Genomic DNA, 24,251 nt, shown 5'->3' on the forward strand with positions numbered 1-24,251 from the left:
TATACCATTTTTCGCGGGAATTCTCCATAGCTGATCTGTAAATTGATTCCTAAAATTCGCCATACATTTCGTACAATTTCACAGCGTCAGGACAGGAGCATGCGGTCGTTGTCCAGCTCCTTGCGGCTCTTCTCGCGGAAGACCTCCAGGAGCTTCGGGACCGTCATGTTCGCGCGCTCCTCCCCCTTAAGATCGAGGATCAAAGAGCCCTCATCCATCATGATGGTACGGTTGCCGAGCTCCAGGGAGCTGCCGATGTTGTGGGTGATCATCATGGTGGTGATCCCGTGCTCCCTGACGATCCGCTGGGTGAGCTCGAGCACCTTCTGCGCGGTGGAGGGGTCCAGCGCGGCGGTGTGCTCGTCGAGCAGCAGGAGCTTCGGGGTCACGATGGTCGCCATCAAGAGGGTGACCGCCTGGCGCTGCCCGCCCGAGAGCAGGCCCATGCGGGTCTTCATCCGGTCCTCCAGCCCCAGGCCGAGGGCGCGCAGCTTTTCGCAGAACATCTCTGCGTCCCGCTTCGGGATCCCGATCGAGAAGCCCCGCTTGGTCCCCCGCCCGTAGGCGAGCGCGAGGTTCTCCTCAAGCGTCATCGACGGCGCGGTGCCCTTTAAGGGGTCCTGGAAGAGCCGCCCGATGTGCTGCGCGCGCAGATAATCCCGCTGGAAGGTGATGTCCTCCCCATCGAGGAGAATCTTCCCCCCGTCCGGCAGATAGGTCCCGGCGATCAGGTTGAAGAGGGTGCTCTTCCCCGCGCCGTTGCCCCCGATGATGGTGACGAAATCCCCCTTCTGAAGGCTCAGGGAAAAGTCTTTGATGGCCACCCGCTCATTGACGGTGCCGCGTCCGAATACCTTTTGCAGACCCGAAATCTCAAGCACGGCTCTTCTCCCCCTTCCTATCATTGCCTTTACGCAAGGTGCGCATGCGCAGATGGGAGATCAGCACCGGGTATGAGATGGCCAGCGCCACGATGACCGAGCTGATCAGCTTTAAGTCCCCCTGCGGCATTCCGAGCTCGAGCACCTCGGCGATGATGATCCGGTAGATCACCGAGCCGAGCGTCACCGCGATAACGCTGCGCAGCACGCTGCTGTGTCCGAAGATGACCTCGCCGATGATGATCGACGCCAGGCCGATGACCACCATGCCGATCCCCATGCTCGAATCGGCGAACATCTGCATCTGGGCGATCACCGCGCCCGAGAGGGCGACGATGGCGTTGGCCATGCAAAGCCCGATGGTCTTGGTCATGTCCGAATTGATCGAGCTGGAGCGAACCATATCCTCGTTGTCCCCCGTCGCCCGGATGGAAAGCCCCAGCTGGGTGCGGAAGAAGAGGACCACCGCCGCCATGATGATCAGCACGATCAAAAGGCAGGTGAGGAGTTTTGAAAACTTATCCCCCACCACCGAGGCCATCATGGTGAAGATGGTATCCGCCCCCAGCAGCGGTACGTTCGGCTTGCCCATGATCCGCAGGTTGACCGAGTACAGGGCGGTCATGGTAAGGATTCCCGCCAGGATCGGCTGGATTTTCATTTTGGTCTGTAAAAAGGCCGTTGCAAAGCCCGCCAGCGACCCGATCACCATGGCGGCGAGAACCCCGAAAACCGGGTGCCCGGCCGCCGTCAACACGGCGGATACCGCCGCGCCCAGAGTGAAGCTGCCGTCCACCGTCAGGTCCGCCACATTCACGATCCGGTAGGAAATATATAGTCCGATTGCGAGCAGGCCGTATCCCAGCCCCAGCTCGACCGCCCCCTGGAAGGCAAACAAGCTCATCATGGTTATAGCCACCTTAATGTTTAGTCTAAATAATCCTATTCCCCGGCGGTGAGCTCGCCCTGGGTCCCGTCAAAGAGGGTCGCGCTCGAGAGGACGTCCTCGGGGACCTGCACGCCGATGGTCTCGGCGGTCTTGGTGTTGAGGATGGTCGAGAAGTCGCTCATCACTTCGAAGGGGATGTCGGACGGGCTCTTGCCGCCCAAGACCTCAGCCGCCATCTGGGCGGTGCGGGTGCCGAGCACCGAGTAGTCGATCCCGACGGTGGCAAGCCCGCCGTCGCTGACCATCGAGTCCGCGCCCACATAGTAGGGAATCTTGTTCTCATTGCACACCCCGGCGATCACCGCCAAAGCGGAGGCGACGGTATTGTCGATGGGGGTGAACATCGCGTCCACCTTGCCCACCAGGCTGGAGGCCGCCTGCTGCAGCTCGCTGGTGTTGGTGATGGTCGCCTCGGCGAACTCGTAGCCGTTGGCGCTCATGTATTCCTTGGCCTGCTCGATGACCGAGACCGAGTTGACCTCGCTGGTGTTGTAGACCAGGCCGAATTTCTTGGCGTCCGGGGTGAGCTTAGAAGCGAGGGTAAAGATGCTCTCCACCGGGATCGCATCCGAGGTACCGGTGACATTGGGAATCCCGGTCAGCTTGGCGGCCTCGGGGTCGGTGACCGCCGAATAGAGCACCGGGATCTCGCTGGTGGCTGCCGCGGCCGCCTGGGCGGACGGGGTGGCGATGGCGACGATCAGGTCCTTCTCGTCCCCCACGAACTTCTGGACGATGGAGTTTAAATTGCTCTGGTCGTTCTGGGCGTCCTTGCACTCGATGTTCACCCGGTCGCCCAGCTGCGTCTCCATCTCCTTGACGAAGGCATCGCGGATGGTGTTGAGCGAGAGGTGGTCGACGATCTGCACCACGCCGATTTCATAGGTCTCGCCATCCGCCGTACCCTCGGGCGCCTCGGAGGCTTCGGACGTCGCGCTCTCGGGCGCGCTCTCCTGGACGGAGGATGCGGGTTCAGAGGGCGCTTCGCTTTGGGTGGTACCGGCGCCGCTCGAGCAGCCGGCAAAAATCAGGGTGGAGGCAAGGATCGCGGACAGTAAGGTTTTCATGGTTTTTTTCATGATCAACAACTCCTTCAAAATACGGTTATGGTTTTGTTGGTTGTTGTTTTGAGTAAAGGGGCGCGGCTGTCTTCGTTCTCCGGAAAACGAAAAACACCTGTCCTTGAATATTTCAAGGACAGGTGTAATAACCTGCGGTGCCACCTTGATTGACACGAAAAAATCGTATCCTCTCAAACAGAATGCCAACACATTCCTGGCCCGATAACGCCGGCCGCGCGTCGCCGGATACTCGGCTTTCGCCTTTCCCCGCGCCCTCAGGGGTCCATTTGTCCGCTGTGCTGCTGCCGGGTTCCCAGCTACCCCCGGCTCTCTGTGAGCGCCCACGCCGATTTCGATCGGCTCACGGTTTAATCTCCCCGTCAACGGTTTATTTGATTAAATCACAATCGTCTCAATTTGTCAATACCCTTTTTTTGCAATCTATGCCGCACGCTTTATTTTGGTGAAAACATATCGCCTCCCCTTCCCTCATAAACTGGTATCAGGCCGACACAGAAAGGGGGAAACCGTATGCCGATCCTTACGCTGATTTCCGATCTGAGCGTACCGGTGGTGATCGTGCTCATTTTGATACACGGGCTATATAAGGGCGTCCCGGTCTTCGACACCTTCCTGGAGGGGGCGAAGGAAGGGATCGGCGTCACCTTTAAAATCCTCCCGGCCCTGATCGCGCTGTGCACCGCCATCGGGATGTTTTCGGCCTCGGGCGCTTTGGACGTGCTTTCAAACGCGGCCGCCCCCCTGACAGACCTGCTGCACCTGCCAAAGGAGGTGGTGCCGCTGGCCATTCTGCGCCCCATTTCGAGCAGCGGCGCAATGGCCATCTTCCAAAAGCTGCTGGGCGATCTCGGACCGGACAGCTTCGGCGGGCGAGTGGCGAGCGTCATGATGGGCTCGGCCGAAACGACCTTTTACACCATCGCCATCTACTACGGCGCCACCAAGGTCAAGGACACCCGCCACACGGTCGTTGCCGGGCTGACCGCCGACCTGGTCGGCTTTGTGGCCAGCGCCCTAATGGTGCGGATGTTTTTCTATTCCTGATGAAAATTACTTGCGTTTTGGAGTCCAATCGTATATAATAATAAGGCTATGGAATCAAATGGGCAGGGCATGCGTATGTCGTGTCACGCAGAGATACGGGCCCTGTGCGGCGGGGCGCTGTGAATCATGTCAGGCGGGGAACCGAGCAGCATTAAGCAGTCTGTTCCGTGCGCCGCAGGCAAACCTGTATCTCTGCGTGACCGGGCATATGGATCGACTGCCTATTTTGTTATAAGCCCAGAAGGAGGAATGTGGGTTGTATCAGGCGCTTTACCGCAAATACCGTCCCCGCACGTTCGATGACGTTTACGGGCAGAAGGCCATCACCACCACCCTCAAAAACGAGCTGGAAAACGGGAAGCCCTCCCACGCCTATCTCTTCACCGGGCTGCGCGGCAGCGGCAAGACAACCTGCTCAAAGATCATCGCCAAGGCGGTCAATTGCCTCCAACCCAAGGGCGGCAACCCCTGCTGCGAATGTGAAATCTGTGCCGGGATCGACAACGACTCGGTCACCGACGTGATGGAGATCGACGCGGCGAGCAACAGCGGCGTGGACTACATCCGCGAGCTGCGCGAGCAGGCCTTCTACCAGCCGGTACAGTGCAAAAAGCGGGTCTACATCATCGACGAGGTTCATATGCTGAGCACCGAGGCCTTCAACGCCCTGCTCAAGATCATGGAGGAGCCGCCCGAGCATGTGCTCTTTATCCTCGCCACCACCGAGGTGCACAAGGTCCCGGCAACCATCATTTCCCGCTGCCAGCGGTTCGATTTCAAACGGATCGACCCTGAGGATATTGCGGACAGGCTATCCTATATCGCCTCGCAGGAGGGCTTTTCCATCGAGCGCGACGCCGCGCTGATGATCGCGCGGCTGGCCGACGGCGGGATGCGCGACGCGATCTCGCTGCTCGACCAGTGCTGGTCCCACTCGGCTGCGATCGACCTAAAAACGGTGGCCGACTGCGCCGGGCTTTCGAGCAGCGAAATGCTCTTCGCCATCTCGGACGCAATCGCCGGCGGAGACTGCGCCGCCGCGCTGCTGGCACTGAGCGGGGCCGCCGGAGGGAGCGCCGATATCGCGCGGCTGTGCGAGCAGCTGGTGGGGCATTTTCGCAATCTGATGATCGCCCGGTGCACCGACAAGCTCTCTTCCTTAGTGGTCTGCCTGCCTCAGGAGCTGGAACGTTTTAATCAGAGCGCCGCCGCCTTCGCGGTGCCCCGGCTGCTCTTTATCCTGGACTGCTTGCAAGACACCCTCGCACGGATGGGGCGCACCCCGAACAAGCGCCTGGAGCTCGAGATGGCGCTGGTGCGTATCTGCGAGTCCCCCTCCCCGGCTGCTTTGGCGCCGGCGGCTTCTGTACCGCCTGTCGCTGCGGACGGCGCCCTCGCCGCCCGCTTGGCAAAGCTGGAAGCAGCGCTCCAGGGCGGCAGCGCTCCGAGCGCGTCCCCGGCGGCCCCCGAAGCGCAGGACGAGGCTCCGAAAAAGCCCGCCCTTCCGCCCGAGGAGCTGCGCAAGCGGGCCGTCCCCTTCCCCCGGTGGGCGGAGGTGCTGGAAAAGCTCAAGGAAAAAAACCGGGCGCTCTACGGCGCGCTGATCGGCTCGAACGCCTACCTGGCGGACGACTTGATCCTGATCGACTCGAAGAACGAGCTTTTTTTAAAGCTCATTCGGGAAAACGAATACTCCAAGCAGAACATCCACGAATGCATCATTGAAATTACCGGGAAGAAGCACCGCCTCGGTCCCTTCAAGGAAGGGCATTATAAGATCGAGGAGGGCGCAGACCCGCTCGATGAGCTGCTGAAAAATGCAAATGAGCTGGACATCGACCTTAAAGTAAGCGAGTAGCTCCAGTTTCATCATAAGGAAATTTAAAATTGGGGAAGCCAATGGCTCGCATATCACGACCGTGTATCCCCAAGAAAGGAATGTTTATCACAATGAAAGCAAGATTACCGGAAGGCTTCGGCGGCGGGCCGAACAATATGCAGGGCATGATCCGCAAGGCGCAGAAGATGCAGGAGGATATGGAGAAAAAACAGGCCGAGCTGGCTGAGCGCGAATTCACATCAACCTCCGGCGGTGGCGCCGTCACCGTGGTCATCAACGGCAAGAAGGAGCTTCAGTCCTTAAAGCTGAAGCCCGAGGTCGTCGATCCCGAGGACATTGAGATGCTCGAGGACCTGATCCTGGCGGCGGTCAACGAGTCTATCCGCACGGTGGAGGACGTCACCTCCAAGGAGATGGACGCCATCACCAACGGGCTGAATATCCCGGGGATGTAAACGGATGGCCTACAACGTATTGCCACTGACCAAGCTCGTCGAGCAGTTCGAGCGCCTGCCCGGGATCGGCCGCAAGAGTGCCCAGCGCCTGGCTTTCCATATGCTGGGGCTTCCGAAGGAGAAAGCGGAGGAATTCGCCAACACGATCCTGGATGCGCATCGGCTGATCAAGAAATGTGCCGTCTGCCAGAACCTGACCGATCAGGAGCTCTGCCCCGTCTGCGCCGACGGCAAGCGGGACCGCAGCTTAATCTGCGTGGTGGAGGACCCGCGGGACGTGGTCGCCTTTGAGCGCACCCGGGAATATAACGGCCTTTACCATGTGTTGCATGGGCTGATCTCCCCGATGGAAGGGATCGGCCCTGATCAGCTGTATATCAAGGAGCTGCTCGCCCGCCTCTCGGACGGGACGGTCAAGGAGGTCATCATGGCCACCAACCCGACGGTGGAGGGCGAGGCCACGGCGATGTATCTGGCCCGGCTCCTAAAGCCGATGGGCCTCAAAGTTACCCGCCTGGCCTACGGGATCCCGGTGGGCGGCAATCTGGAGTATGCGGACGAGGTGACCCTCTACCGCGCGCTGGAGGGACGCAGCGAAATCTAACACGGCACTTTACACGCAGGCTTTTGCGTATAAAGCTGCTTGTAACCGATCATCATCTTAGTTGACAGGAGGTGCTGCCGCATGGATAAAAAGGGAACCAAGACGATCGCCGTCAACAAGAAGGCCCGCCACGACTATTTTGTGGAGGACGCCTTTGAAGCGGGAATCGAACTGTACGGGACCGAGGTCAAGTCTCTGCGGCAGGGCCAGGTCAATCTTAAAGACGCCTGGTGCGACATCGAAAACGGCGAACTTTTCATCAAGCAGATGCACATCAGCCCCTATGAAAAGGGTAATATCTTCAACCGTGATCCTCTGCGGGTGCGCAGGCTGCTCATGCACCGGCGGGAGATTCTTTCCCTCTTCGGTAAGATGAAGCAGCAAGGCTATACCCTGATCCCCCTCTCCCTCTATTTCCGAAATTCCAAGGTTAAATTGGAACTCGGACTCTGTAAAGGCAAGAAACTTTACGACAAGCGCAACGACATGGCCGAGCGGGATGCCAAGCGGGACATCGACCGGGCGATGAAGCAGAAAAATTTCTAAGCCGCGTTTGGACTGGATTCTTCTCTCAAACTGTGGTATACTAAGTGTTCCATCGAAACATGGGGGCGTACCGGTTTCGACGGGGGCTTTGAAGCATGGACAGCGAGTACAGGTGCGGAACCTGTATAAAATCCGCAACCTAAAATAAACGCTAACAATAACGTTAGAAAAGTAAACTTCAACAACATGGCGGTAGCTGCGTAGTTTGAGTTTACTGCGCCGCAGTATTGCGGCCCATCCTGCTGTGTTTTACCACGGGCATAGATAGGGTGTCATTTTAGTGGTCAACGCTTTTTAGCAGCGCTCCGGGCTGATTAGCGTATTAGGAGCTACCTGGGGCCGCAGTTTGTTTGCCGTCGGCGGCCTTGGGGAAACTTAAACGACAAACTGCACTCGGAGAGGTTCATGTGAATGGGTTTTCGGACAGGGGTTCAACTCCCCTCGCCTCCACCATTCGGACCGTACTCGAACTTTTGAGTGCGGTCCTTTTTCTTGTATGTTGTAGAAGATCATCGCCTGGCCGTTTCTGACCTCGATCCGGGCGATGAACGTGTCAACGAGACGCTGCCGGAAGGCGGCGTCTTTTGTGTCCCCATTTTTGAACGAACGAAGCCAAGCCCCGACCGCCTCACTGGTGAGCCGGGGCTTTTTCATTTCTGCCCGCTCAATCTCCACGAGCAGCTCCTCCTCTTCGGCTTCCAGCTCCGCCAGGCGACCGGCAAGGCCCCGGGCCCCGGTGCCCTCCTCGATGGCGTCCAATATGTTCCGCTGGCGCTTCCGGTTTGAGTCGAGCTGCTTCCGGTATGCTGCGGCCGGATCCAGAGCGTCCTCCTGCTCCTGGATCTCCAGGATCCGGACCGTGAGCTTCTCGATCATGTCCTCGGTCAGCATGTCCTCGACCGTGGCCTCGATGACCCGATCCTCGAAGTGATCCCGGGGGATCGGCTTCAGCTCGCACTTCTCGCCGCGCTTCTTCGCGCCGCACTTGTAATAGTGGTACACCTTCCCCGTTCTACTGGTGCCGGACTCCCCGTTCAGCATCGCCCCACAGTATGAACAAAAACATTTACAGCTCAGCAAATAGTCCACTTTTGCCCTCCCTGCCGCGTTATTGCGCGGCGTCCCGAAGTGTTTGGCTGCCTCCTCGAAGGTGGCCATGTCGATGATGGGATCCGTCAGGATCTCAACTCCCTGGATCTCGAAGCGGCCGAGGTACTTCTCGTTCCGTAACATCCGATAGATCACGGCCTGGGTGATCGGCTTCCCGCGCTGGCCAGTGACGCCGTGCTTTCGGAAGAGCTCGACCAGCTCCTTCGTCTGGGCCCCGGCGTTGTGCATCCGGAAGGCTTCCCGGACAACGGCAGCCTTCTCCTCGTCGACGATGATGTGCTTCTCGTCGTCCACCGTGTAGCCGATCGGCAGCGGCGCCCCACAATACTGTCCCTTTTTCGCGGTCTCCCTCATGCCTCTGACGATCTTCTGCCGGAGGTCTGCGGAGTAATACTCGGCCAGGCCTTCCAGAACGCTCTCCAGGATGATCCCCTCCGGACCCTCCGGGACAGACTCCTCAGCATACAGCAAACGGACGCCCGCCTTTTTCAGCTTCATTTTACTGAGGGCGATGTCCTGCCGGTCACGCCCGAAGCGGTCGATCTTCCAGACGATCACGCACTCGAAGCGGTGCTGCTCCGCGTCGTGCAGCATCCTCTGGAACTCATTCCGGCCGACGATGCTCTTCCCTGAGATGTGCCGGTCGGCATATATTTCAACGATCTGGATCCCGTTTCTCTCTGCATAAGCCTGGCAGTCAGCGACCTGGCCCTCGATGGACTGGTCCGTCTGGTTTGGCCCCGCAGAGTATCTCGCATAAATAGCGCCCAGCATAAGCATCAGCCCCCTATCTTTGCAAGCGCTTCATCATGAAGCTGCTGCACCAATGCAACATTGGCCGCCGACATCTGGTAGTAGTACGGCTCCAGCGCCGTCTGAAACTTCTCAAACTGGGATCGCTTCCCTCTAACAGTTTTGACTTTCTCAGCGTTCAGCAGAGTCTTCTGGAAGTATCTCAGAATGAAATCACGGGTGGCGGCTTCCTCCTGCTCCTGGGCCATTCTCAGCACCTCTGCGGGCTTCGTACCCTTAAACTTGACATACTTCGAGAGCTCGGTCAGCTTTCCGGCCAAGTCTTTCAAACTCGCGTAATCAGTAAAGAACGAGTCTGGATCCGTAGTATTGTTTACTACGTCCCGGGCTTTTCGCATATCGTCCAGCCAGATGGGAGCGAGGAGCTCCGCGTTTTTCTTTTTCTCTTTGTGTCCAAACATCACCGTCACCCTCCTATCTTCCGAGAGTTCTTTGCCAGATCATTCAGCAAGAAGTCCATATATAAAGCCACCCGGCTCTCCAGCTCTTTTATATTTTCCTCAGTGACCTCATACTCAACTCCGTCATGGGTGAGGATCACGTTTCCGTCTGCATCATACAGCACAACCCAGCCCAGGAGCTTCATCTGCTGCTCCAGACAATAAGAGAAGCTGACCGTCTTCCGGTCTTCTGTCCAGCCGGAGAACTCGATGGCGGTCATCCCTAACGCTTTAGCAAAGGCCGGAACTTTTGCCCGTGGAACATCTGCCGCGCCAAGCTCGATCTTATTGATTGAGCTTTTATGCTTATAGCCCAGTATCTTCGCCAGGTCTTCCTGACTGAGGCCAAGCTCTTCCCGTCTTTTCTTAATTTTCTGCCCTAAATTATCCATTGATCACAACCTCCTCGGAGAAACCATTATACCATGAGAGGCAAAAAATTTCTACTTTTTCGGAAAAAATAGTTGACTTTCTTTCTGCCCGGAGGTACACTATCCACGGGTAGAAAAATATTCTACCCAGTAAACGAGAGGAGGACACACCTACATGGCAACATTGAGAGAAACCGCGAGCAGCTACGCCGACGAGATCCGCGAGGGGATCGCCTGGGTCGTGGTATGGAAAACCGGGCGAGGCTGGAACGCCTCAGCGTTCTGGCTGAGCTGTGACACTGACGTCTTTGAGGATGATGACCTTCCAGAAGTCCACAAGATCCTGGAGCAGGACCCCAACGCCGTCATGATAAACGGCTACTACTGCGGACACCTCGGCGAAGACATGAATGTGAACGATCTGGCGGCTGGGATCCGCTGGCACTATGAGAACGGTTACAACCGCCTGAGCGACTCGACTGCTCTTCCGGAAGAAGACAACGCACAAGCCATAAAAGTCATCTACACTTTCGGCTCTGACGAACGCTTTCCCTTCCGCGGCGGCTGGGTGGAAATAGTCGCGCCCAGCATGAGAGACGCACATGCAATATTCCGGAAGCACTATCCTGATAGAACCCCGGGGATCCTGAACTGCTCCGACTACTACACAGAACAGCAATTCAATGAGTCGGACATGCCGATCACTGGCAATCGGGGAGCTTTCTGCCACTGTAAGCTCAGCGCATAGAGAGGAGGGATAACATGAAGAACACACTGCAAGACCTGAACAACCACCTCTTTGAGCAGCTGGAACGGCTGAACGATGAAGACCTGACAGACGAACAGCTTGACAGAGAGCTGAGGCGGGCGGAGGGCATGACAAAGATCGCCACCCAGATCATCGAGAATGGCGAGCTCGCCTTCAAGACCATGGTCCACATGGACGAGTACGGCTACAACAACGGCCACCAGCAGATCCCCGTCATGCTGGAGGCCCACACAAAGGGGGGGGACTGAATGAAGAAGGTGTGGAAGTATCCGGATGAAATAACGGACTTTGTCCGAGAGCATGGGCACGAGGGAAGCGTCCGGGAGATGCAGGAGCGGGTCAACAGCCGCTTCGGGACCTCTTTCACCTACGACCAGATGAAGAGCATGTTCTCCCGCCACAAGGTCCATGCAGCGCCTCGACTGGGGCGCAAATATCCCGACAAGCGGATCGCCACGCCGAAGATGGACGCCTTCATCCGGGAACATCTCGAAGGGACCGGCTACCAGTCAATGGCCGATCTGCTCAATGCCCGCTTTGGCACCAGCTTCACCAAGGACCAGATGAAGAACTACTACAGCCGGAACAAGTTGGACAGCGGCCTCACGGGACGCTTTGAGAAGGGATCCATCCCGGCCAATAAGGGGAAGACCTGGGACGAGTTCATGAGCCCGGAGGGACAAGCTGCCAGCCGGAGGACCACCTTCAAGCCTGGACACCTGCCCCACAATGGAGGCACCCCGGTCGGCACCATCCGACTGAGGCACGGCCACAGAAACCGGCCAGGCTCCCACCCCTATTACTGGCAAAAAGTCGCGGAGCCCAACGTCTGGCGAATGAAGCACGTCATTGAATGGGAGGAGCACAACGGCCCGGTCCCTGAAGGCAGCATGGTGACTTTTGCAAACGGTGACACGCTTGACTGGCGGATCGACAATCTGATCCTGGAGACGAAGGCCCAGCACGCGGTCAAAAATCGGCACCACATCCACGGCTATGATCAGGAGAGTGCTCTGACCGCCAATCAGATCGCCGACATCAAGATCGCCGTGTCACAGAAAAAGAGACGAAGAAAAGGAGGAAAGTCATGACCAATACAAAGCTACTCCGCGAAAAAATTGAAGCCAGCGGGCTGAAGCTCGCATACATCGCCAGTCAGCTCTGGATCTCGCCCAAAGCGCTGACCATGAAGATAGAAAACCAGACCCAGTTCAAAGCTGCCGAGATCAAACGGCTCAGCGAGATCCTCGGAATTGAAACAGCGGAGGAACGGGAACAAATTTTTTTAAGCTGAAAGTAGAAAATTTTTCTACAAGGAGGACACACATGTCACGAAAAAACAACAATCCGGATCTGACAATGCTGGCGCTGGCCGCCTATGACGCGATCCGGAGGAACATGGAGGAAAATGATGGAGAAGAAAAGAAGGCGGCGGAGGTACACGCTGCGGGAGCAGCTGCTCAGCCTGGCGATCGGTATCATGATCGGGCTCCTGGCGGGGCTGGCACACACGAACAGCGTCCAGCAGCACAGGCAGGCTATCGTCTCATTGCCATCTGAGCCCCCGGCCATAACGGCCACCCAGGAAGCCCCAGAGACGCCCACAGCGCCTCCTGAGCCCTACAACGACCCGAACATCCCGGACAACGTGGAAGAGGCTGCACGAGCCGCTGGCGCGGTTTATGACCTATCCCCTGAGCTTCTGGAAGCCGTTGCATTTCATGAGAGCCGTTACAGCCTGGACGCGGTCAACGGTGACTGCATCGGCCTGATGCAGATCGCGACCTACTGGCACGAAGACCGGATGGAGCGCCTGGGAGTGACCGAGGCAGACCTCTGGAAGGCCGGGCCGAGCATGATGGTCGCGGCGGACTTCCTGGACGAGCTGATCTGGCGCTATGACGATCTGGGCACGGCTCTGATGTACTACAACGGCGGAGGCGACCACATGGCTGCCTATCTGGAGCGCGGCGAGCTGAGCTGGTACGCCAGCAGCGTCATCGAGATGGCCGAGCAGCTCCGGCAGGAACATGACAACGCGGAGGAGGTGAGGCCTTTGGACTCAATAAAATAGGCCCCGGAGAAATTTCCGGAGCCCAGGAAGACACACATCAATTATAGCAAAAAGGAGGACATTTTTCAATGAAAATCACAGTTACTTTTGACACTCTGGAAGAGTTCCAGACCTACATGGGGATCCAGTCCCCGAGTAAACCGGCCCAGGAGGCCGCCCAGGGGGCCCAGGAAGCACCGAAGGGCGCCGGGGCAAAGAAGGACACGAAGAAGGCCGCAAAGGCTCAGGAGGCCGCCCAGGCGCCCGCTGAGGACGATCTGATGGAAGACACTCCCGCACCCGGAACGCCCACGGCTCCCGAAGTGACCGAAGACTTCCGCGTGGAGGTCCGGAAGACCCTGGCGCAGCTGAACAAAAAGGTCGGGAAGAACATCGCCAGCGAGCTGATCAAAGGCTTCGGCGTGGACAAGCTGACCGAGGTCGCTCTGGCTGATCTCCCCGCTCTCATGAGCAAAGCAAAGGAGGCCCTCAATGCCGAGTAAACATGCAAAACTGTCCGCATCAAGCGCTTTCCGGTGGATCAACTGCCCCGGATCCGTTGCACTGGCCGACCAGCTCCCGGCCCCCGGGTCGAGCGCCTACGCGGACGAAGGAACCCTGGCCCACGCACTCGCCGAGCTGAAGCTCCGGAAGTTCCTCGGCGACGCGGGCAACTACGACAAGGAGCTGGCCCAGATCCAGGCCAGTGAATACTACTGCGGCGAGATGGACGAGGCCACCGACTTCTACGCTGAAACCGTCCAGGAGCATCTGGCAGCGGCAGGCGAGGACGCGGAGCTCATGATCGAGCAGCAGTTCAGTCTGGACAACTGGGTGCCGGAAGGCTTCGGGACCTCTGACGCCGTCATCATCGGCGGCAGCACGATCGAGGTCATCGACCTGAAGTACGGCAAGGGGGTCAAAGTGGAAGCCAAGAACAACCCCCAGCTGAGGCTCTACGGCCTGGGCGCTTCTGCCCTCTTCGGGGATCTCTATGACTTTGAGACTGTCCGGACGACCATCATCCAGCCCCAGCTGGACCATGTGAGCGGCGAGGAGATCCCTCTGAAGGAGCTGCTGCTCTGGGCCGAGGAAGAAGTTGCACCGAAAGCCCGGATGGCGATGGATGGCACGGACTACACCGCCTGCGGCGACTGGTGCCGCTGGTGCCCGGCGAAGGCGGTCTGCCGGAAGCGGGCCGAGTACAATCTGGAGCTGGCAAAGGACGAGTTCAAGGCTCCCCCGCTCCTCACGGACGAGGAGATCGGCGAGGTCCTGAGGCGCGCCGAGGAGATCCAGAAATGGACCAGCGACATCCAGGCCTACGCCCTGGAGGATGCTCTGGCGGGCAAACAGTTCGACGGCTGGAAGCTCGTCGAGGGCCGGAGCAACCGGAAGTATGCCGACGACGTCAAGGTGGCCGAGACCCTGGTGGCTGCCGGTTATGACGAGGCCATGCTCTACGAGCGCAAGCTCTACGGCATCACCGCGATGGAGAAGCTCGTCGGCAAGAAAAAGCTCACGACGACCCTGGGCGACCTGATCATCAAACCGGCAGGCAAGCCCGTCCTGGTCCCGGAGAGCGACAAGCGCGAAGCAATCAACACGACCGAAGCAGCAAAGGCTGACTTTGACAACACCGAGGACGCCGAGAACGTCCCGCAATTTTAAGGAGGATAACATCATGAGCACTAAAGTCATTACCGGTAAGGTCCGTTTTTCCTACGTCAACATCTTCAAGAGCCGCGCCTTCCAGAGCGGCCAGGACGCGAAGTACAGCGTCTGCCTTCTGATCCCCAAGGATGACAAGGCCACCGTCAAGAAGATCCGCGCCGCGATCGACGAGGCCATCCAGGAGGGCATCGCTTCCAAGTGGGGCGGCAAGAAGCCCGGCAACCTGAAGCTCCCGCTGCGCGACGGCGACGACGAGCGGGCCGACGAGGCCCCGGAGTACGAGGGCATGTTCTTCCTGAACGCCAACAGCACCCAGAAGCCCGGCATCGTGGACAAGGATCTGAACGAGATCCTCGACCCGGACGAAGTCTACAGCGGCAGCTGGGGCCGGGCCTCGATCAACTTCTACCCGTTCAACACCAACGGCAACAAGGGCGTCGGCGTCGGTCTGAACAACATCCAGAAGCTCAAGGACGACGAGCGGCTGGGCGCTGCCCGTGCTTCTGCCGAGACCGACTTCGGCGACGGCTACGAGGACGACGAGGACGATTTCTAAGAGAGGAGAAAACAGATGCACAGAGTCATGGGTGTGGACATTGAAACCTACAGCTCCGTGGATCTGGCCGGGTCGGGCGTCTACGCCTACACGGAGGCGCCCGACTTCGACATCCTGCTGATCGGCTACAAATTCGACGACGAGGCGGAGGTCCATGTGATCGACACGCTCGCGGTCGACCGGGACTTCGACCCGGAGCTCTACGAGTTCCGCGAAGCTCTCACCGACCCGGGCATCATCAAGACCGCCTTCAATGCGAACTTCGAGCGGACGTGCCTGGCCAAGTGGACCGGCGCGGCAATGCCTCCGGAAGAATGGCGCTGCACGATGATCAAGGCCCTCACCCTGGGCCTGCCAGGCAACCTGGCAGACGTCGGCATCGCTATGGGACTACCGGAGGAAAAGCTGAAGGACCCCCAGGGCAAGGCCCTGATCCAGTTCTTCTCAAAGCCCTGCAAGCCAACACGGACGAATGGGCAGAGGACGCGCAATCTTCCGGCGCACGACCCCGCGAAGTGGAAGCTCTTCATCGAATACAACCGGCAGGACGTCGTCACCGAGCAGGAGATCCTCAGGCAGCTGGACATATACAAGACGCCGGAGTCAGAGCAGCAGCTCTGGGCTCTGGATCAACACATGAACGACAACGGCGTGAAGCTGGACATCCCGATGGTCGAGAAGATCGTCGAGTATGACACCCAGCGGCGCCAAGAGCTACAAGAAGAGGCCAAGGTGCTCACGGGGCTGGCCAATCCGAACAGCCTGGCCCAACTTAAAAAATGGCTGTCCAAGCAGGGCGTCACGATGACCAGCGTCACAAAGGACACTATCGCGGCCACGCTCCAGACAGACATCCCGGACAGTGTCCGGAGGATGCTGGAGATCCGGACCGCCCTCGGCAAGACCTCCGTGGCCAAGTACAGCACAATGCTGACGGCGGTCTGCCAGGATCACCGCCTCCGGGGGATCCTCCAGTTCTACGGGGCCAACCGGTCAGGGCGATGGGCCGGGCGCCTGGTGCAGACGCACAACCTCGCCAAAAACAGCCTGCCAGACCTGGATCTGGCCCGTGAGCTGGCTGCTGCCGGAGATTTTGACACGCTGGCCACGCTCTTCGGAGAGACGGCCTTCGTCTTCTCTGAGCTGATCCGGACGGCTTTCATCCCTTCAGACGGCTGCCGCTTCGTTGTGAGCGACTTCGCGGCCATCGAGGCCCGCGTCCTGGCGTGGATCGCTGGCGAGGAATGGACCCTGGAGGCCTTCCGGCAGGGCAAAGACATCTACTGCGAGACCGCGTCCATGATGTACCGCGTCCCGGTCGAGAAGCACGGACAGAACAGCCACCTCCGTCAGAAGGGCAAGGTCGCCGTGCTGGCCTGCGGCTACCAGGGAGGCGTCGGCGCCATGAAACGCATGGACAAAGGCGGCAGCATCCCGGAGGACGAGCTCCAGAGCGTCGTGGACCAATGGCGCGAAGCCAATCCCAAAGTTGTGAAGCTCTGGAGGACCTGCGAGCTGGCAGCAAAGACGGCGATCCAGGAGCACCGGACCGTCCGCCTGGCCCACGGCATCGCCTTCAGCTACATCAACCGGAACCTCTTCATCCAGCTGCCAAGCGGCCGGAAGCTCTGCTACTGGGACACCAGACTGAAGCAGGACGACTACACCGGCCGGCTCTCCATCACCTACATGGGCGTGAACCAGGAGACAAAGCAGTGGGGAGAGACCGAAACCTATGGCGGGAAGCTGGTCGAGAACATCGTCCAGGCAACCGCGAGGGACTGCCTGGCCGTGGCCATGACCAGGGTCAGCGCCCTGGGCTACAAGATCGTGATGCACGTCCACGACGAGATGATCGTCGACGTGCCAAACACAGACACCGAGGCCCCCGGCAGGATCAATGCCATCATGGCCCAGCCGATTGACTGGGCCGAGGGGCTTCCACTAAAGGGCGACACCTATGAGACGCCCTTCTACAAGAAAGATTAAGGAGGACACACAAATGCCTATCTACAAGAGCAATCAGCCGATCGAAGTCATCAGAAAGACCAACACGAAGGGCCTGGAGATCATGGTCGGGGACCAGATCCATGTCAGCAAGTACACCGCAACCTGCCAAAAAATCACCCAGGTGGGCGCTCTCTTCCTTCTGGACCAGTATCTCGACCAGGCCTACCCGATGAACGCGGAAGACAGCAACCGGGGCGGCTACGAGGCCAGCGACCTCAGGAAGACGCTCCAGAGCGAGGAAGTGCTGAAGATCTTCGCGGAATATCGCGACCGGATGCAGCCCTTCGACAACGGCGACCTGCTGCGGATCCCCTTCTTCGGTGAGATCTTCGGGAAAGAGGTCGCCAACTACTTCGAGCCGGACGGCTGCGAGCAGTGGCCGCTCATGAAGGACCGGAAAAACCGGATCGCCCTCCGGGACAACTCCTGGGAATGGGGATGGCTCCAGAACAAGCGGAAAGGGTCGGCGGCGTTTTTCTGCCCCGTCAGCCACGTTGGCCATGCCGACTCCTGGATCGCCTCGTGCTCCGTCGGCGTCCGCCCGGCTTTCCTTATCGTTTGATCATACAATCCCGGGGCCCCCGCGGCCCCGGACATCTGACAATAAACCAGCAAGGAGGAACCGATGGATCAGAAAATTATCAATATCACTTTCCACCAAGGAATGGGGCACATGACCGTCGTGCTGGACGAGTTCTTCCCGACCGATGCAACCCGACTCCGGAAACTGCTCAGCATCATCGACGAGGACTACGAGCACCGGGACGAGCTTCGGGCCGTCGTCGTCCAGCACTGCGGTCAACGCGCCCAGGCCCTCATGGACGGCCGGAGCGATCTGGCCAACCGGGCCGTAAACTACCACACAAAGGCAACGGAGCTGCAGCCTGAGATCGACAAGATGGCCCGGCAGGTCGACACCCTCCAGAAGTATATAAAGACCTACTGCAAGCGGGGTGGCGGCCAGGGCTACCGCCAGCAGCTCAAAGAGCTGAAGGCTCAGCTGAAAGACATCAAGGAACAGCAGCGGCACGCGCTCACTCTCTACCGCGACTATCAGAGGCGGTTTGTCGGCGCCGAAAAAGAAGCCGAGAAGCTGAAGAAGAACGTGGAGGTCGCAAAGCATGAACGATAAAGACAACACGGCCCGGATCATGAACCTGGCCGATTACAACATCGGAATAAAGCACAACGGCGAGCTCCTGATCTCCCTCGGCAAGAGCCGCTTCGAGACGGCATGGAAGAACAAGAGGATCCTCTGGTCCTCCCTTCTGGCCAGGCTCTCAAAGTCCGTGGAGACACCGGAGACCCACGCCGAGTACATGAAAATGTCAAAGGAGCAGCAGGACCGGATCAAAGACATCGGCGGCTTCGTCGGCGGGCATCTGGAAAACGGCCGGAGAAAGACCGGCAGCGTCCTGGCCCGCCAGATCCTCACCCTCGACCTGGACTTCCCTCCTGCTGACTTCTGGGACACGCTCATGAACAACCTGGAGATCAACAGCGCCCTGGCAGTCTACTCGACGCACAAGCACTCAGCCGGGACACCACGCTTCCGGCTGATCATGCCCCTGGATCGGGAAGTCACGCCGGACGAATACGAAGCCATCGCCAGGAAGATCGCCGAGAAGGTCGGCATTGACCTCTTTGACGACTCCACCTTCCAGCCGACGCGCCTCATGTACTGGCCAAGCAACAGCACCGGCGTCGAGCCCTTCTTCAGCTACTACGACGCGCCGTTTTTATCGGCCGACGCTGTCCTGGCAGAATACCCGGACTGGACTGACACGAGCTACTGGCCGGAGTCCTCCAGGATGACCGGGATCCGGAAGCGCCAGGCAGACAAGCAGGGAGACCCTCTGGAGAAGAAGGGCATCGTCGGCGCGTTCTGCCGGACATACAACATCACCGAGGCGATCGCCAAGTTTCTGCCGGACATCTACACCCAGACAGCGAAGCCCGACCGCTACACCTACGCGGCGGGCTCCACGGCTGCGGGCCTCGTCGTCTATGATGGCGAGCTCTTTGCCTACTCAAACCACAGCACGGATCCGGCAGGCGGACAGCTCTGCAACGCCTTCGACCTCGTCCGGATCCACAAGTTCAGCGACCTGGACGACGGCAAAGAGGACAAGAGCGGCCGGGAGCGGCCAAGCTACAAGGCGATGGCCGCCTTCGCATCAGAAGACCCTGGCACCAGGATCACGCTGGCCAACGATACAAAGGCCAGGGCCGTCCTCGACTTCAGCGAAGAGCTGCCAGAGGTCGACGAAGACTGGGAAGCCAAGCTGGACCGCACCGAGGAGGGCGGCGTTCGGTCAAACATCACCAACGCCGTGCTGATCCTGAAAAATCACCCGGCGCTCCAGGGCATCCGCTTCAATGAGCTGTCTGGAGCGATCGAGGTCAAGGGCAGGCTCCCCTGGAAGCGCCCGAACAAATACTGGCGCGACGCGGACGACGCCCAGCTCTACGGCTGGGTGGCTGACCAGTATGGCGTCCAGTTCCCTGAAAACAAGTTCACGAAGGCCCTGGCCATAGTCACCGACCAGCGCCGCTTCAATCCACTGCGGGACTACATCAGGGGGCTGCCCGACTGGGACGGCGTCCCCAGAGTCGATACGCTGCTGGTGGACTATCTGGGTGCAGAGGACTCACCCTACACCCGGGCCGTCACCAGGAAGACCCTGATCGGGGCCATCCAGCGCGTGCTGGAGCCCGGCTGCAAGTTCGACACGGTCCTGGTCCTGGACGGGAAGCCAGGCATCGGCAAGAGCACCCTGCTCCGGAAGCTGGGCGGGGTGTGGTTTAGTGACTCCCTCAGTCTGGCCGACACCCGGGACAAGACTGCCGCCGAGAAGCTCCAGGGCGTCTGGATCATGGAGATCGGCGAGATGCAGGGCACCCGGAAGGCCGACATCGACGTGATGAAGGGCTTCCTCAGCCGCCAGGTGGATGAATACCGGGCGGCCTATGGCCGGGTGGTGGAACGCCACCCGAGAACCGCGATCATCTGCGGCACCACCAACAGCACCACCGGCTTCCTCCGGGACACCACCGGCAACCGGCGCTTCTGGCCCGTGACCGTGAACGGCGGCGGCCGTCTGAGCGTCTGGGGCATGACTGAGGAGACCCGCGCCCAGATCTGGGCCGAGGCGATGGCCTACACAGCGGAGGGTGAGGACAGCTTCCTGGACGCTGAAATGGAAAAAGAGGCAGCAAAAGCCCAGCAGGCGGCGCTGGAATATGACGACCGCGAAGGTCAGGTGCTTGAATACCTGGAGACCCTGCTGCCGGATGACTGGTACAGCTGGGACACCAACAAGCGCGTGGACTACTTTATGAACCGGGACGCCCTGGCGCCAAAGATTGACGCCACCATGCAGAGGAAGCAGGTGTGCGCCGTGGAGATCTTCTGCGAGTGCTTTGGACGGCCGAGAAACGCCTGGAAAAAGTCAGACGGCTATGAGATCGCGAACATCATGGCGAGGATCCAGGGATGGGAAAGAACCGGCAAGAGGGCCCGGATTGAGGGCTACGGGCAGCAGAGGCCATACTCCAGGAAGTTGTCACAGTGACAAGTCCATAATGGCAGACTTGTCACAAGCGCTAACTCCGGACGAAGTAAGACAAGCGAAGTTGCCCCCGGAGTTGTCCCCGGAGTTGTCACGGGCTGAAACCCGTGAAAAGGCTGGAAAATATGCAGGGTGTGACAAGTGTGACAAGTATTTTTTATATAGATATTCATTTTAACGAAACACACGCAAAAACACGCCCGAATGCACCTATATACACGAGCATATAGAGAGTGACGGCCCTTTTTCTTCGGAGTTGTCACAGTAGGAGGAGAACATGGAACGAGAACGCGATATTGAAAAGCGGCTGCGCTGCCAGATCGAGCGCATGGGCGGCAAGTTTATGAAGTTTGTCAGTCCCGGAAATGATGGGGCGCCCGATAGGATCGCCATCATGCCGGGAGGCCGGATCTGGTTTGTCGAACTAAAGACGCGCAAGGGGCGGCTGTCAGCGCTTCAGGAATGGCAAGGACAGCAGCTTGAAGCTCTGGGCTGTCAGATCAGGCATGTCTGGGGAATGGATGAAGCAAATGCTTTTATCAGGGAGGTGCAAAATGCAGTATCAAGCACATGACTATCAAAAACGAGCGACCCAGCTGGTGATCGACATCCCGAGGATCGGCCTTTTTCTGGACATGGGCCTGGGCAAGACAGTCATCACGATGACCGCGATCCAGGAGCTCATGTTTGACCGCTTCGAGGTCTCCCGCGTCCTGGTCATAGCGCCGAAGCGTGTGGCCGAAAACACCTGGACCAGGGAGCACGCAAAGTGGGATCACCTCAAAGACCTGAGGATCTCGAAGGTTTTGGGAAATGAACAGCAGCGGGTCCGGGCGCTGAAGGCAGAGGCCGACATCTATGTGATCGGCCGCGACAACGTGATCTGGCTGACCGAGTATTATCAGGGACTCCGGAAGGGATGGCCCTTTGACATGATCGTGATCGACGAGCTCTCCAGCTTCAAGAACCCCCAGGCCAAGCGCTTCCGGGCCCTCCGGAAGGTCATCCCGCTGGTGAAGCGGGTCGTCGGGCTGACCGGCACGCCGAGCCCCAACGGCATGATGGACCTATGGGCTGAGGTGTACCTCCTGGATCAGGGCGAGCGCCTGGGGAAGACACTGGGGGCCTATCGGGAAAAGTATTTCCGGCCGGGAGCCCGGAACGGTTACGTCGTTTACAAGTGGGAGCCCTACCGGAACGCACAGAAAGAGATCGAGGACAAGATCAGCGACATCTGCATCAGCATGAGCGCGGCGGACTACCTGAAGCTGCCGGAGCGGATCGACAACATCATCCCGGTGCAGCTCTCTCCCGCCGAGATGCAGGCCTACAAAACGATGGAGTCCGAGCAGCTCCTCCAGATTAAAGACGAGGACATCGCGGCCCTGAACGCGGCGGCGGTCATGACCAAGCTCCTCCAGATAGCCAACGGCAGCGTCTATTCCGTCGACGGCAGCATCGTCCGGATCCATGACGCAAAGCTGGAGGCCCTGGCCGAGATCATCGACACAACGGATGGGCCGGTCCTGGTCTTCTACAGCTACAAACACGACCTCGCGGCCATCCAGGGCAAGATCAAAGACGCCAGGGTCCTGAATACGGCCCAGGACATAGCGGATTGGAACGCCGGGACGGTCCAGGTGCTCCTGGCGCATCCGGCCAGCGTCGGCTATGGGCTGAACCTCCAGGAGGGCGGCCATGTGATCGTCTGGTATGGCCTGACCTGGAGCCTGGAGCTCTACCAGCAGGCCAACGCCCGCCTCTACCGGCAGGGCCAGGAGAAGCCGGTCATCATCCACCACCTGATCGCCGAGGGCACGGTCGACGAAGAGGCCATGCAGGCCCTACAGCATAAAGACACGAGCCAGGCCGCACTCCTGGCGGCACTGAAAGAGAGGCGCCAGAGATGAACAGGGAGGGCTACAGCGACCCGACCGCTGACCTGGCGATCGGGCGAATAATGAGAAAGGAGCGAAGGAATGGAAAGAAGCATGATTTTATATCTAAGCGGCCCGATCACGGGCGTGGACAACTATCAGGAGATCTTCAGAACGGCCAGGGGCAGACTGGCAGCGATGGGCTACAAGGTCATCAATCCCGCTGAGATGATCGGGGTGCTACACGAGGGCGCCAGTTATGAGGACTTCCTGGACATAGATCTGGCGCTGCTGGCCAAGGCTGACGTCCTGGTGCAGCTTCCCGACTGGGAGAGCTCCCGGGGTGCCAACAGAGAGCTGGGCTTCGCCCTGGGGACTGACAAGATCGTCGTTTCCCTGGACAGTCTTCTGGGAGGAGGTGATGGCCGTGGACCTGCAGGCGACTTATGATTATCTTATGCGGATCCGGAAAACGGAATACGCCATCAAGCGGAAGCAGCTCCGGTGTGAAGAGCTGAGGAGCTGCCTGCTGCCGGGCGCGATCCGGTACGACCTCGACAAGGTCCAGACCTCACCGAGGGACAAGATCCCGGAGATCATGGCCAAAGTGGACGAGCTGGAGCACCAGATCGAGGTGCTGATGCAGGAGAAGGCCATGCTGATCATCGAGATCGGCGAGGCGATCGAGCAGCTTCCTGACGATAATGAGAAGACCGTCCTCACGGAGTTCTACATAGGCCGGGTGTCTATGGAGAAGGTGGCGGCGCTGATCAATTACAGCCCACGGAGGGCCTACTACTTCAGGAAGCAGGGCGTCATCCATCTGGGGGAGGTGTTATCGTGATCCAGCTTTTACATGGGGACTGTCTCACGCTTATGAAGGAGGTGGAGCCCGGCAGCGCCGACCTGGTGCTTTGCGACCCTCCCTACTCCAGCGGCGGCACTCATGCAGGCGACCGCAAAGCCAACACTACCGCCAAGTACACCGACCGGGATTTTGATGGCGCTGCAAGGCTGCCAGCGTTCTCCGGTGACAACATGGACCAGCGGAGCTTCACGGCCTTCATGCGATGGGTGTGCAGCGAGCTGAGGCAGAAAACCCGGGAGGGCGGGATCCTGGAGATCTTCGTGGACTGGAGGAACCTCCCGGCAATGACCGACGCCGTCCAGATGGCAGGCTGGGTGTGGCGGGGCGTCATCGTGTGGGACAAAGGCACCAGCAGAAACCAGCCAGGGCGCTTCCGGAACGATTGCGAATATGTGGTTTGGTGCTCCAACGGCGACCTCCCTATCGACTGGAAGGCTGCCAAAGGCATCAAGGCCATGCCGGGCGTCTATCATGTTCCGATGGTGAACCCGAAGCAGCGCTTCCATCAGACGGAGAAGCCGGTCGAGCTCCTGGAGAGGCTTCTGGCCATCTGCTCCCCGGGAGGCACTGTTCTGGACGCCTTCATGGGATCCGGCAGCACCGGCGTCGCGGCTGTCAGGACCGGGAGGTCTTTCATCGGGATGGAGCTGTCTGATCAGTATTTTGAGATCGCCAGCAGCCGGATCCGGGAAGAAAACGAGCGAGCGCTGGAGGACTTTTGAAAAGTCGGCGAACAT

At 59.2% G+C, this 24,251-nt stretch carries 29 protein-coding genes, 2 other RNA genes and 1 pseudogene; 26 read left to right on the top strand and 6 right to left on the bottom strand.

Annotated features, from left to right (window positions below; genetic code table 11):
• Positions 1-86: 86 nt before the first annotated feature.
• Genes B5477_RS09100 through B5477_RS09110 form a run of 3 tightly spaced genes read right to left on the bottom strand, consistent with a single transcriptional unit; the run spans position 87 to position 2,909 of the window.
• A complete protein-coding gene (locus B5477_RS09100) occupies positions 87-881 on the bottom strand; it encodes an ABC transporter ATP-binding protein (RefSeq protein WP_079699401.1) in 795 nt (264 codons plus the stop codon).
• Positions 874-1,788 carry an ABC transporter permease gene (locus tag B5477_RS09105; RefSeq protein ID WP_242942164.1) on the bottom strand — a complete coding sequence of 305 codons (915 nt, stop codon included), beginning with the start codon at positions 1,786-1,788 and terminating at the stop codon, positions 874-876. Before B5477_RS09105 ends, B5477_RS09100 begins: the two co-directional genes overlap by 8 nt.
• Positions 1,789-1,823: 35 nt before the next feature.
• Positions 1,824-2,909, bottom strand: a complete 1,086-nt coding sequence (locus B5477_RS09110; RefSeq protein ID WP_079699402.1) for an ABC transporter substrate-binding protein — start codon at positions 2,907-2,909, stop codon at positions 1,824-1,826.
• A 513-nt stretch (positions 2,910-3,422) separates the two neighbouring features.
• Here B5477_RS09110 and B5477_RS09115 point away from each other — a divergent pair.
• The 8 genes from B5477_RS09115 to B5477_RS09150 all read left to right on the top strand — a co-directional run bounded on the left by B5477_RS09115 (position 3,423) and on the right by B5477_RS09150 (position 8,187).
• On the top strand, positions 3,423-3,956 hold the full coding sequence (locus B5477_RS09115) for a spore maturation protein (RefSeq protein ID WP_079699403.1): 534 nt from the start codon (positions 3,423-3,425) through the stop codon (positions 3,954-3,956).
• Between the two features lie 93 nt (positions 3,957-4,049).
• An RNA gene (gene ffs, locus B5477_RS09120) (signal recognition particle sRNA small type) lies at positions 4,050-4,149 on the top strand.
• A 63-nt stretch (positions 4,150-4,212) separates the two neighbouring features.
• On the top strand, positions 4,213-5,814 hold the full coding sequence (dnaX, locus tag B5477_RS09125; protein WP_079699404.1) for a DNA polymerase III subunit gamma/tau: 1,602 nt from the start codon (positions 4,213-4,215) through the stop codon (positions 5,812-5,814).
• Positions 5,815-5,906: 92 nt separating this feature from the next.
• On the top strand, positions 5,907-6,251 hold the full coding sequence (locus B5477_RS09130; RefSeq protein WP_079699405.1) for a YbaB/EbfC family nucleoid-associated protein: 345 nt from the start codon (positions 5,907-5,909) through the stop codon (positions 6,249-6,251).
• Positions 6,252-6,255: 4 nt separating this feature from the next.
• A complete protein-coding gene (recR, locus tag B5477_RS09135; protein ID WP_079699406.1) occupies positions 6,256-6,855 on the top strand; it encodes a recombination mediator RecR in 600 nt (199 codons plus the stop codon).
• 81 nt (positions 6,856-6,936) lie between these two features.
• Positions 6,937-7,401, top strand: a complete 465-nt coding sequence (gene smpB, locus B5477_RS09140) for an SsrA-binding protein SmpB (protein ID WP_079699407.1) — start codon at positions 6,937-6,939, stop codon at positions 7,399-7,401.
• Between the two features lie 61 nt (positions 7,402-7,462).
• Positions 7,463-7,854: a transfer-messenger RNA gene (gene ssrA, locus B5477_RS09145) on the top strand.
• 39 nt (positions 7,855-7,893) lie between these two features.
• Entirely contained in the window at positions 7,894-8,187 is a 294-nt protein-coding gene (locus B5477_RS09150; RefSeq protein WP_143533576.1) for a hypothetical protein, read from the top strand.
• Positions 8,188-8,316: 129 nt separating this feature from the next.
• Here the strand turns inward: B5477_RS09150 and B5477_RS15470 are convergent.
• The 3 genes and pseudogenes from B5477_RS15470 to B5477_RS09170 form a co-directional block, all read right to left on the bottom strand.
• A pseudogene (locus B5477_RS15470) lies at positions 8,317-9,291 on the bottom strand (recombinase family protein); the annotation flags it as partial.
• Positions 9,291-9,725 (bottom strand): hypothetical protein, encoded by a 435-nt coding sequence (locus B5477_RS09165; protein ID WP_066539099.1) that lies wholly within the window; start codon positions 9,723-9,725, stop codon positions 9,291-9,293. The pseudogene B5477_RS15470 and the gene B5477_RS09165, both read right to left, overlap by 1 nt.
• 5 nt (positions 9,726-9,730) lie before the next feature.
• Positions 9,731-10,156, bottom strand: a complete 426-nt coding sequence (locus B5477_RS09170) for a helix-turn-helix domain-containing protein (RefSeq protein ID WP_079699409.1) — start codon at positions 10,154-10,156, stop codon at positions 9,731-9,733.
• Between the two features lie 154 nt (positions 10,157-10,310).
• Here B5477_RS09170 and B5477_RS09175 point away from each other — a divergent pair, with 154 nt between their 5' ends.
• From B5477_RS09175 to B5477_RS09255, 18 genes are all read left to right on the top strand, one after another.
• Entirely contained in the window at positions 10,311-10,883 is a 573-nt protein-coding gene (locus tag B5477_RS09175) for a hypothetical protein (protein ID WP_079699410.1), read from the top strand.
• 14 nt (positions 10,884-10,897) lie between these two features.
• The gene (locus tag B5477_RS09180) at positions 10,898-11,152 is read left to right on the top strand and encodes a hypothetical protein (RefSeq protein WP_079699411.1); all 255 of its coding nucleotides are present in this window, start codon (positions 10,898-10,900) and stop codon (positions 11,150-11,152) included.
• A complete protein-coding gene (locus B5477_RS09185) occupies positions 11,153-11,995 on the top strand; it encodes an HNH endonuclease signature motif containing protein (protein WP_079699412.1) in 843 nt (280 codons plus the stop codon). It begins immediately after the preceding gene.
• Complete coding sequence (locus tag B5477_RS09190) at positions 11,992-12,198, top strand: hypothetical protein (RefSeq protein ID WP_066539090.1); 207 nt, start codon at positions 11,992-11,994, stop codon at positions 12,196-12,198. Before B5477_RS09185 ends, B5477_RS09190 begins: the two co-directional genes overlap by 4 nt.
• Positions 12,199-12,230: 32 nt before the next feature.
• Positions 12,231-12,464 carry a hypothetical protein gene (locus B5477_RS15335; protein WP_242942231.1) on the top strand — a complete coding sequence of 78 codons (234 nt, stop codon included), beginning with the start codon at positions 12,231-12,233 and terminating at the stop codon, positions 12,462-12,464.
• On the top strand, positions 12,385-12,978 hold the full coding sequence (locus B5477_RS09195) for a transglycosylase SLT domain-containing protein (protein WP_242942218.1): 594 nt from the start codon (positions 12,385-12,387) through the stop codon (positions 12,976-12,978). Before B5477_RS15335 ends, B5477_RS09195 begins: the two co-directional genes overlap by 80 nt.
• A gap of 68 nt (positions 12,979-13,046) precedes the next feature.
• Complete coding sequence (locus B5477_RS09200) at positions 13,047-13,460, top strand: hypothetical protein (RefSeq protein ID WP_079699414.1); 414 nt, start codon at positions 13,047-13,049, stop codon at positions 13,458-13,460.
• Positions 13,450-14,628 (top strand): DUF2800 domain-containing protein, encoded by a 1,179-nt coding sequence (locus B5477_RS09205; RefSeq protein WP_079699415.1) that lies wholly within the window; start codon positions 13,450-13,452, stop codon positions 14,626-14,628. Before B5477_RS09200 ends, B5477_RS09205 begins: the two co-directional genes overlap by 11 nt.
• A gap of 13 nt (positions 14,629-14,641) precedes the next feature.
• Positions 14,642-15,187: a DUF2815 family protein gene (locus B5477_RS09210; RefSeq protein WP_079699416.1), complete on the top strand. Its 546-nt coding sequence runs from the start codon at positions 14,642-14,644 to the stop codon at positions 15,185-15,187.
• Between the two features lie 384 nt (positions 15,188-15,571).
• Entirely contained in the window at positions 15,572-17,176 is a 1,605-nt protein-coding gene (locus B5477_RS09215; RefSeq protein WP_341455995.1) for a DNA polymerase, read from the top strand.
• Positions 17,177-17,189: 13 nt separating this feature from the next.
• Entirely contained in the window at positions 17,190-17,759 is a 570-nt protein-coding gene (locus B5477_RS09220) for a hypothetical protein (protein WP_079699418.1), read from the top strand.
• Positions 17,760-17,822: 63 nt separating this feature from the next.
• The gene (locus B5477_RS09225) at positions 17,823-18,329 is read left to right on the top strand and encodes a hypothetical protein (RefSeq protein WP_079699419.1); all 507 of its coding nucleotides are present in this window, start codon (positions 17,823-17,825) and stop codon (positions 18,327-18,329) included.
• Positions 18,319-20,772 (top strand): virulence-associated E family protein, encoded by a 2,454-nt coding sequence (locus tag B5477_RS09230; protein WP_242942166.1) that lies wholly within the window; start codon positions 18,319-18,321, stop codon positions 20,770-20,772. Before B5477_RS09225 ends, B5477_RS09230 begins: the two co-directional genes overlap by 11 nt.
• A 274-nt stretch (positions 20,773-21,046) precedes the next feature.
• Positions 21,047-21,343, top strand: a complete 297-nt coding sequence (locus B5477_RS09235) for a PDDEXK family nuclease (protein ID WP_079699420.1) — start codon at positions 21,047-21,049, stop codon at positions 21,341-21,343.
• A complete protein-coding gene (locus B5477_RS09240) occupies positions 21,324-22,679 on the top strand; it encodes an SNF2-related protein (protein ID WP_079699421.1) in 1,356 nt (451 codons plus the stop codon). Before B5477_RS09235 ends, B5477_RS09240 begins: the two co-directional genes overlap by 20 nt.
• A gap of 69 nt (positions 22,680-22,748) precedes the next feature.
• The gene (locus tag B5477_RS09245) at positions 22,749-23,096 is read left to right on the top strand and encodes a DUF4406 domain-containing protein (protein ID WP_079699422.1); all 348 of its coding nucleotides are present in this window, start codon (positions 22,749-22,751) and stop codon (positions 23,094-23,096) included.
• The gene (locus tag B5477_RS09250; RefSeq protein WP_143533577.1) at positions 23,074-23,490 is read left to right on the top strand and encodes a DUF1492 domain-containing protein; all 417 of its coding nucleotides are present in this window, start codon (positions 23,074-23,076) and stop codon (positions 23,488-23,490) included. Before B5477_RS09245 ends, B5477_RS09250 begins: the two co-directional genes overlap by 23 nt.
• Positions 23,487-24,236, top strand: a complete 750-nt coding sequence (locus tag B5477_RS09255; protein ID WP_079699424.1) for a DNA-methyltransferase — start codon at positions 23,487-23,489, stop codon at positions 24,234-24,236. Before B5477_RS09250 ends, B5477_RS09255 begins: the two co-directional genes overlap by 4 nt.
• Positions 24,237-24,251 lie beyond the last annotated feature (15 nt).

Origin of the sequence: Provencibacterium massiliense (assembly GCF_900169495.1) — a bacterium.
Classification (GTDB): Bacteria; Bacillota; Clostridia; order Oscillospirales; family Ruminococcaceae; genus Harryflintia; species Harryflintia acetispora.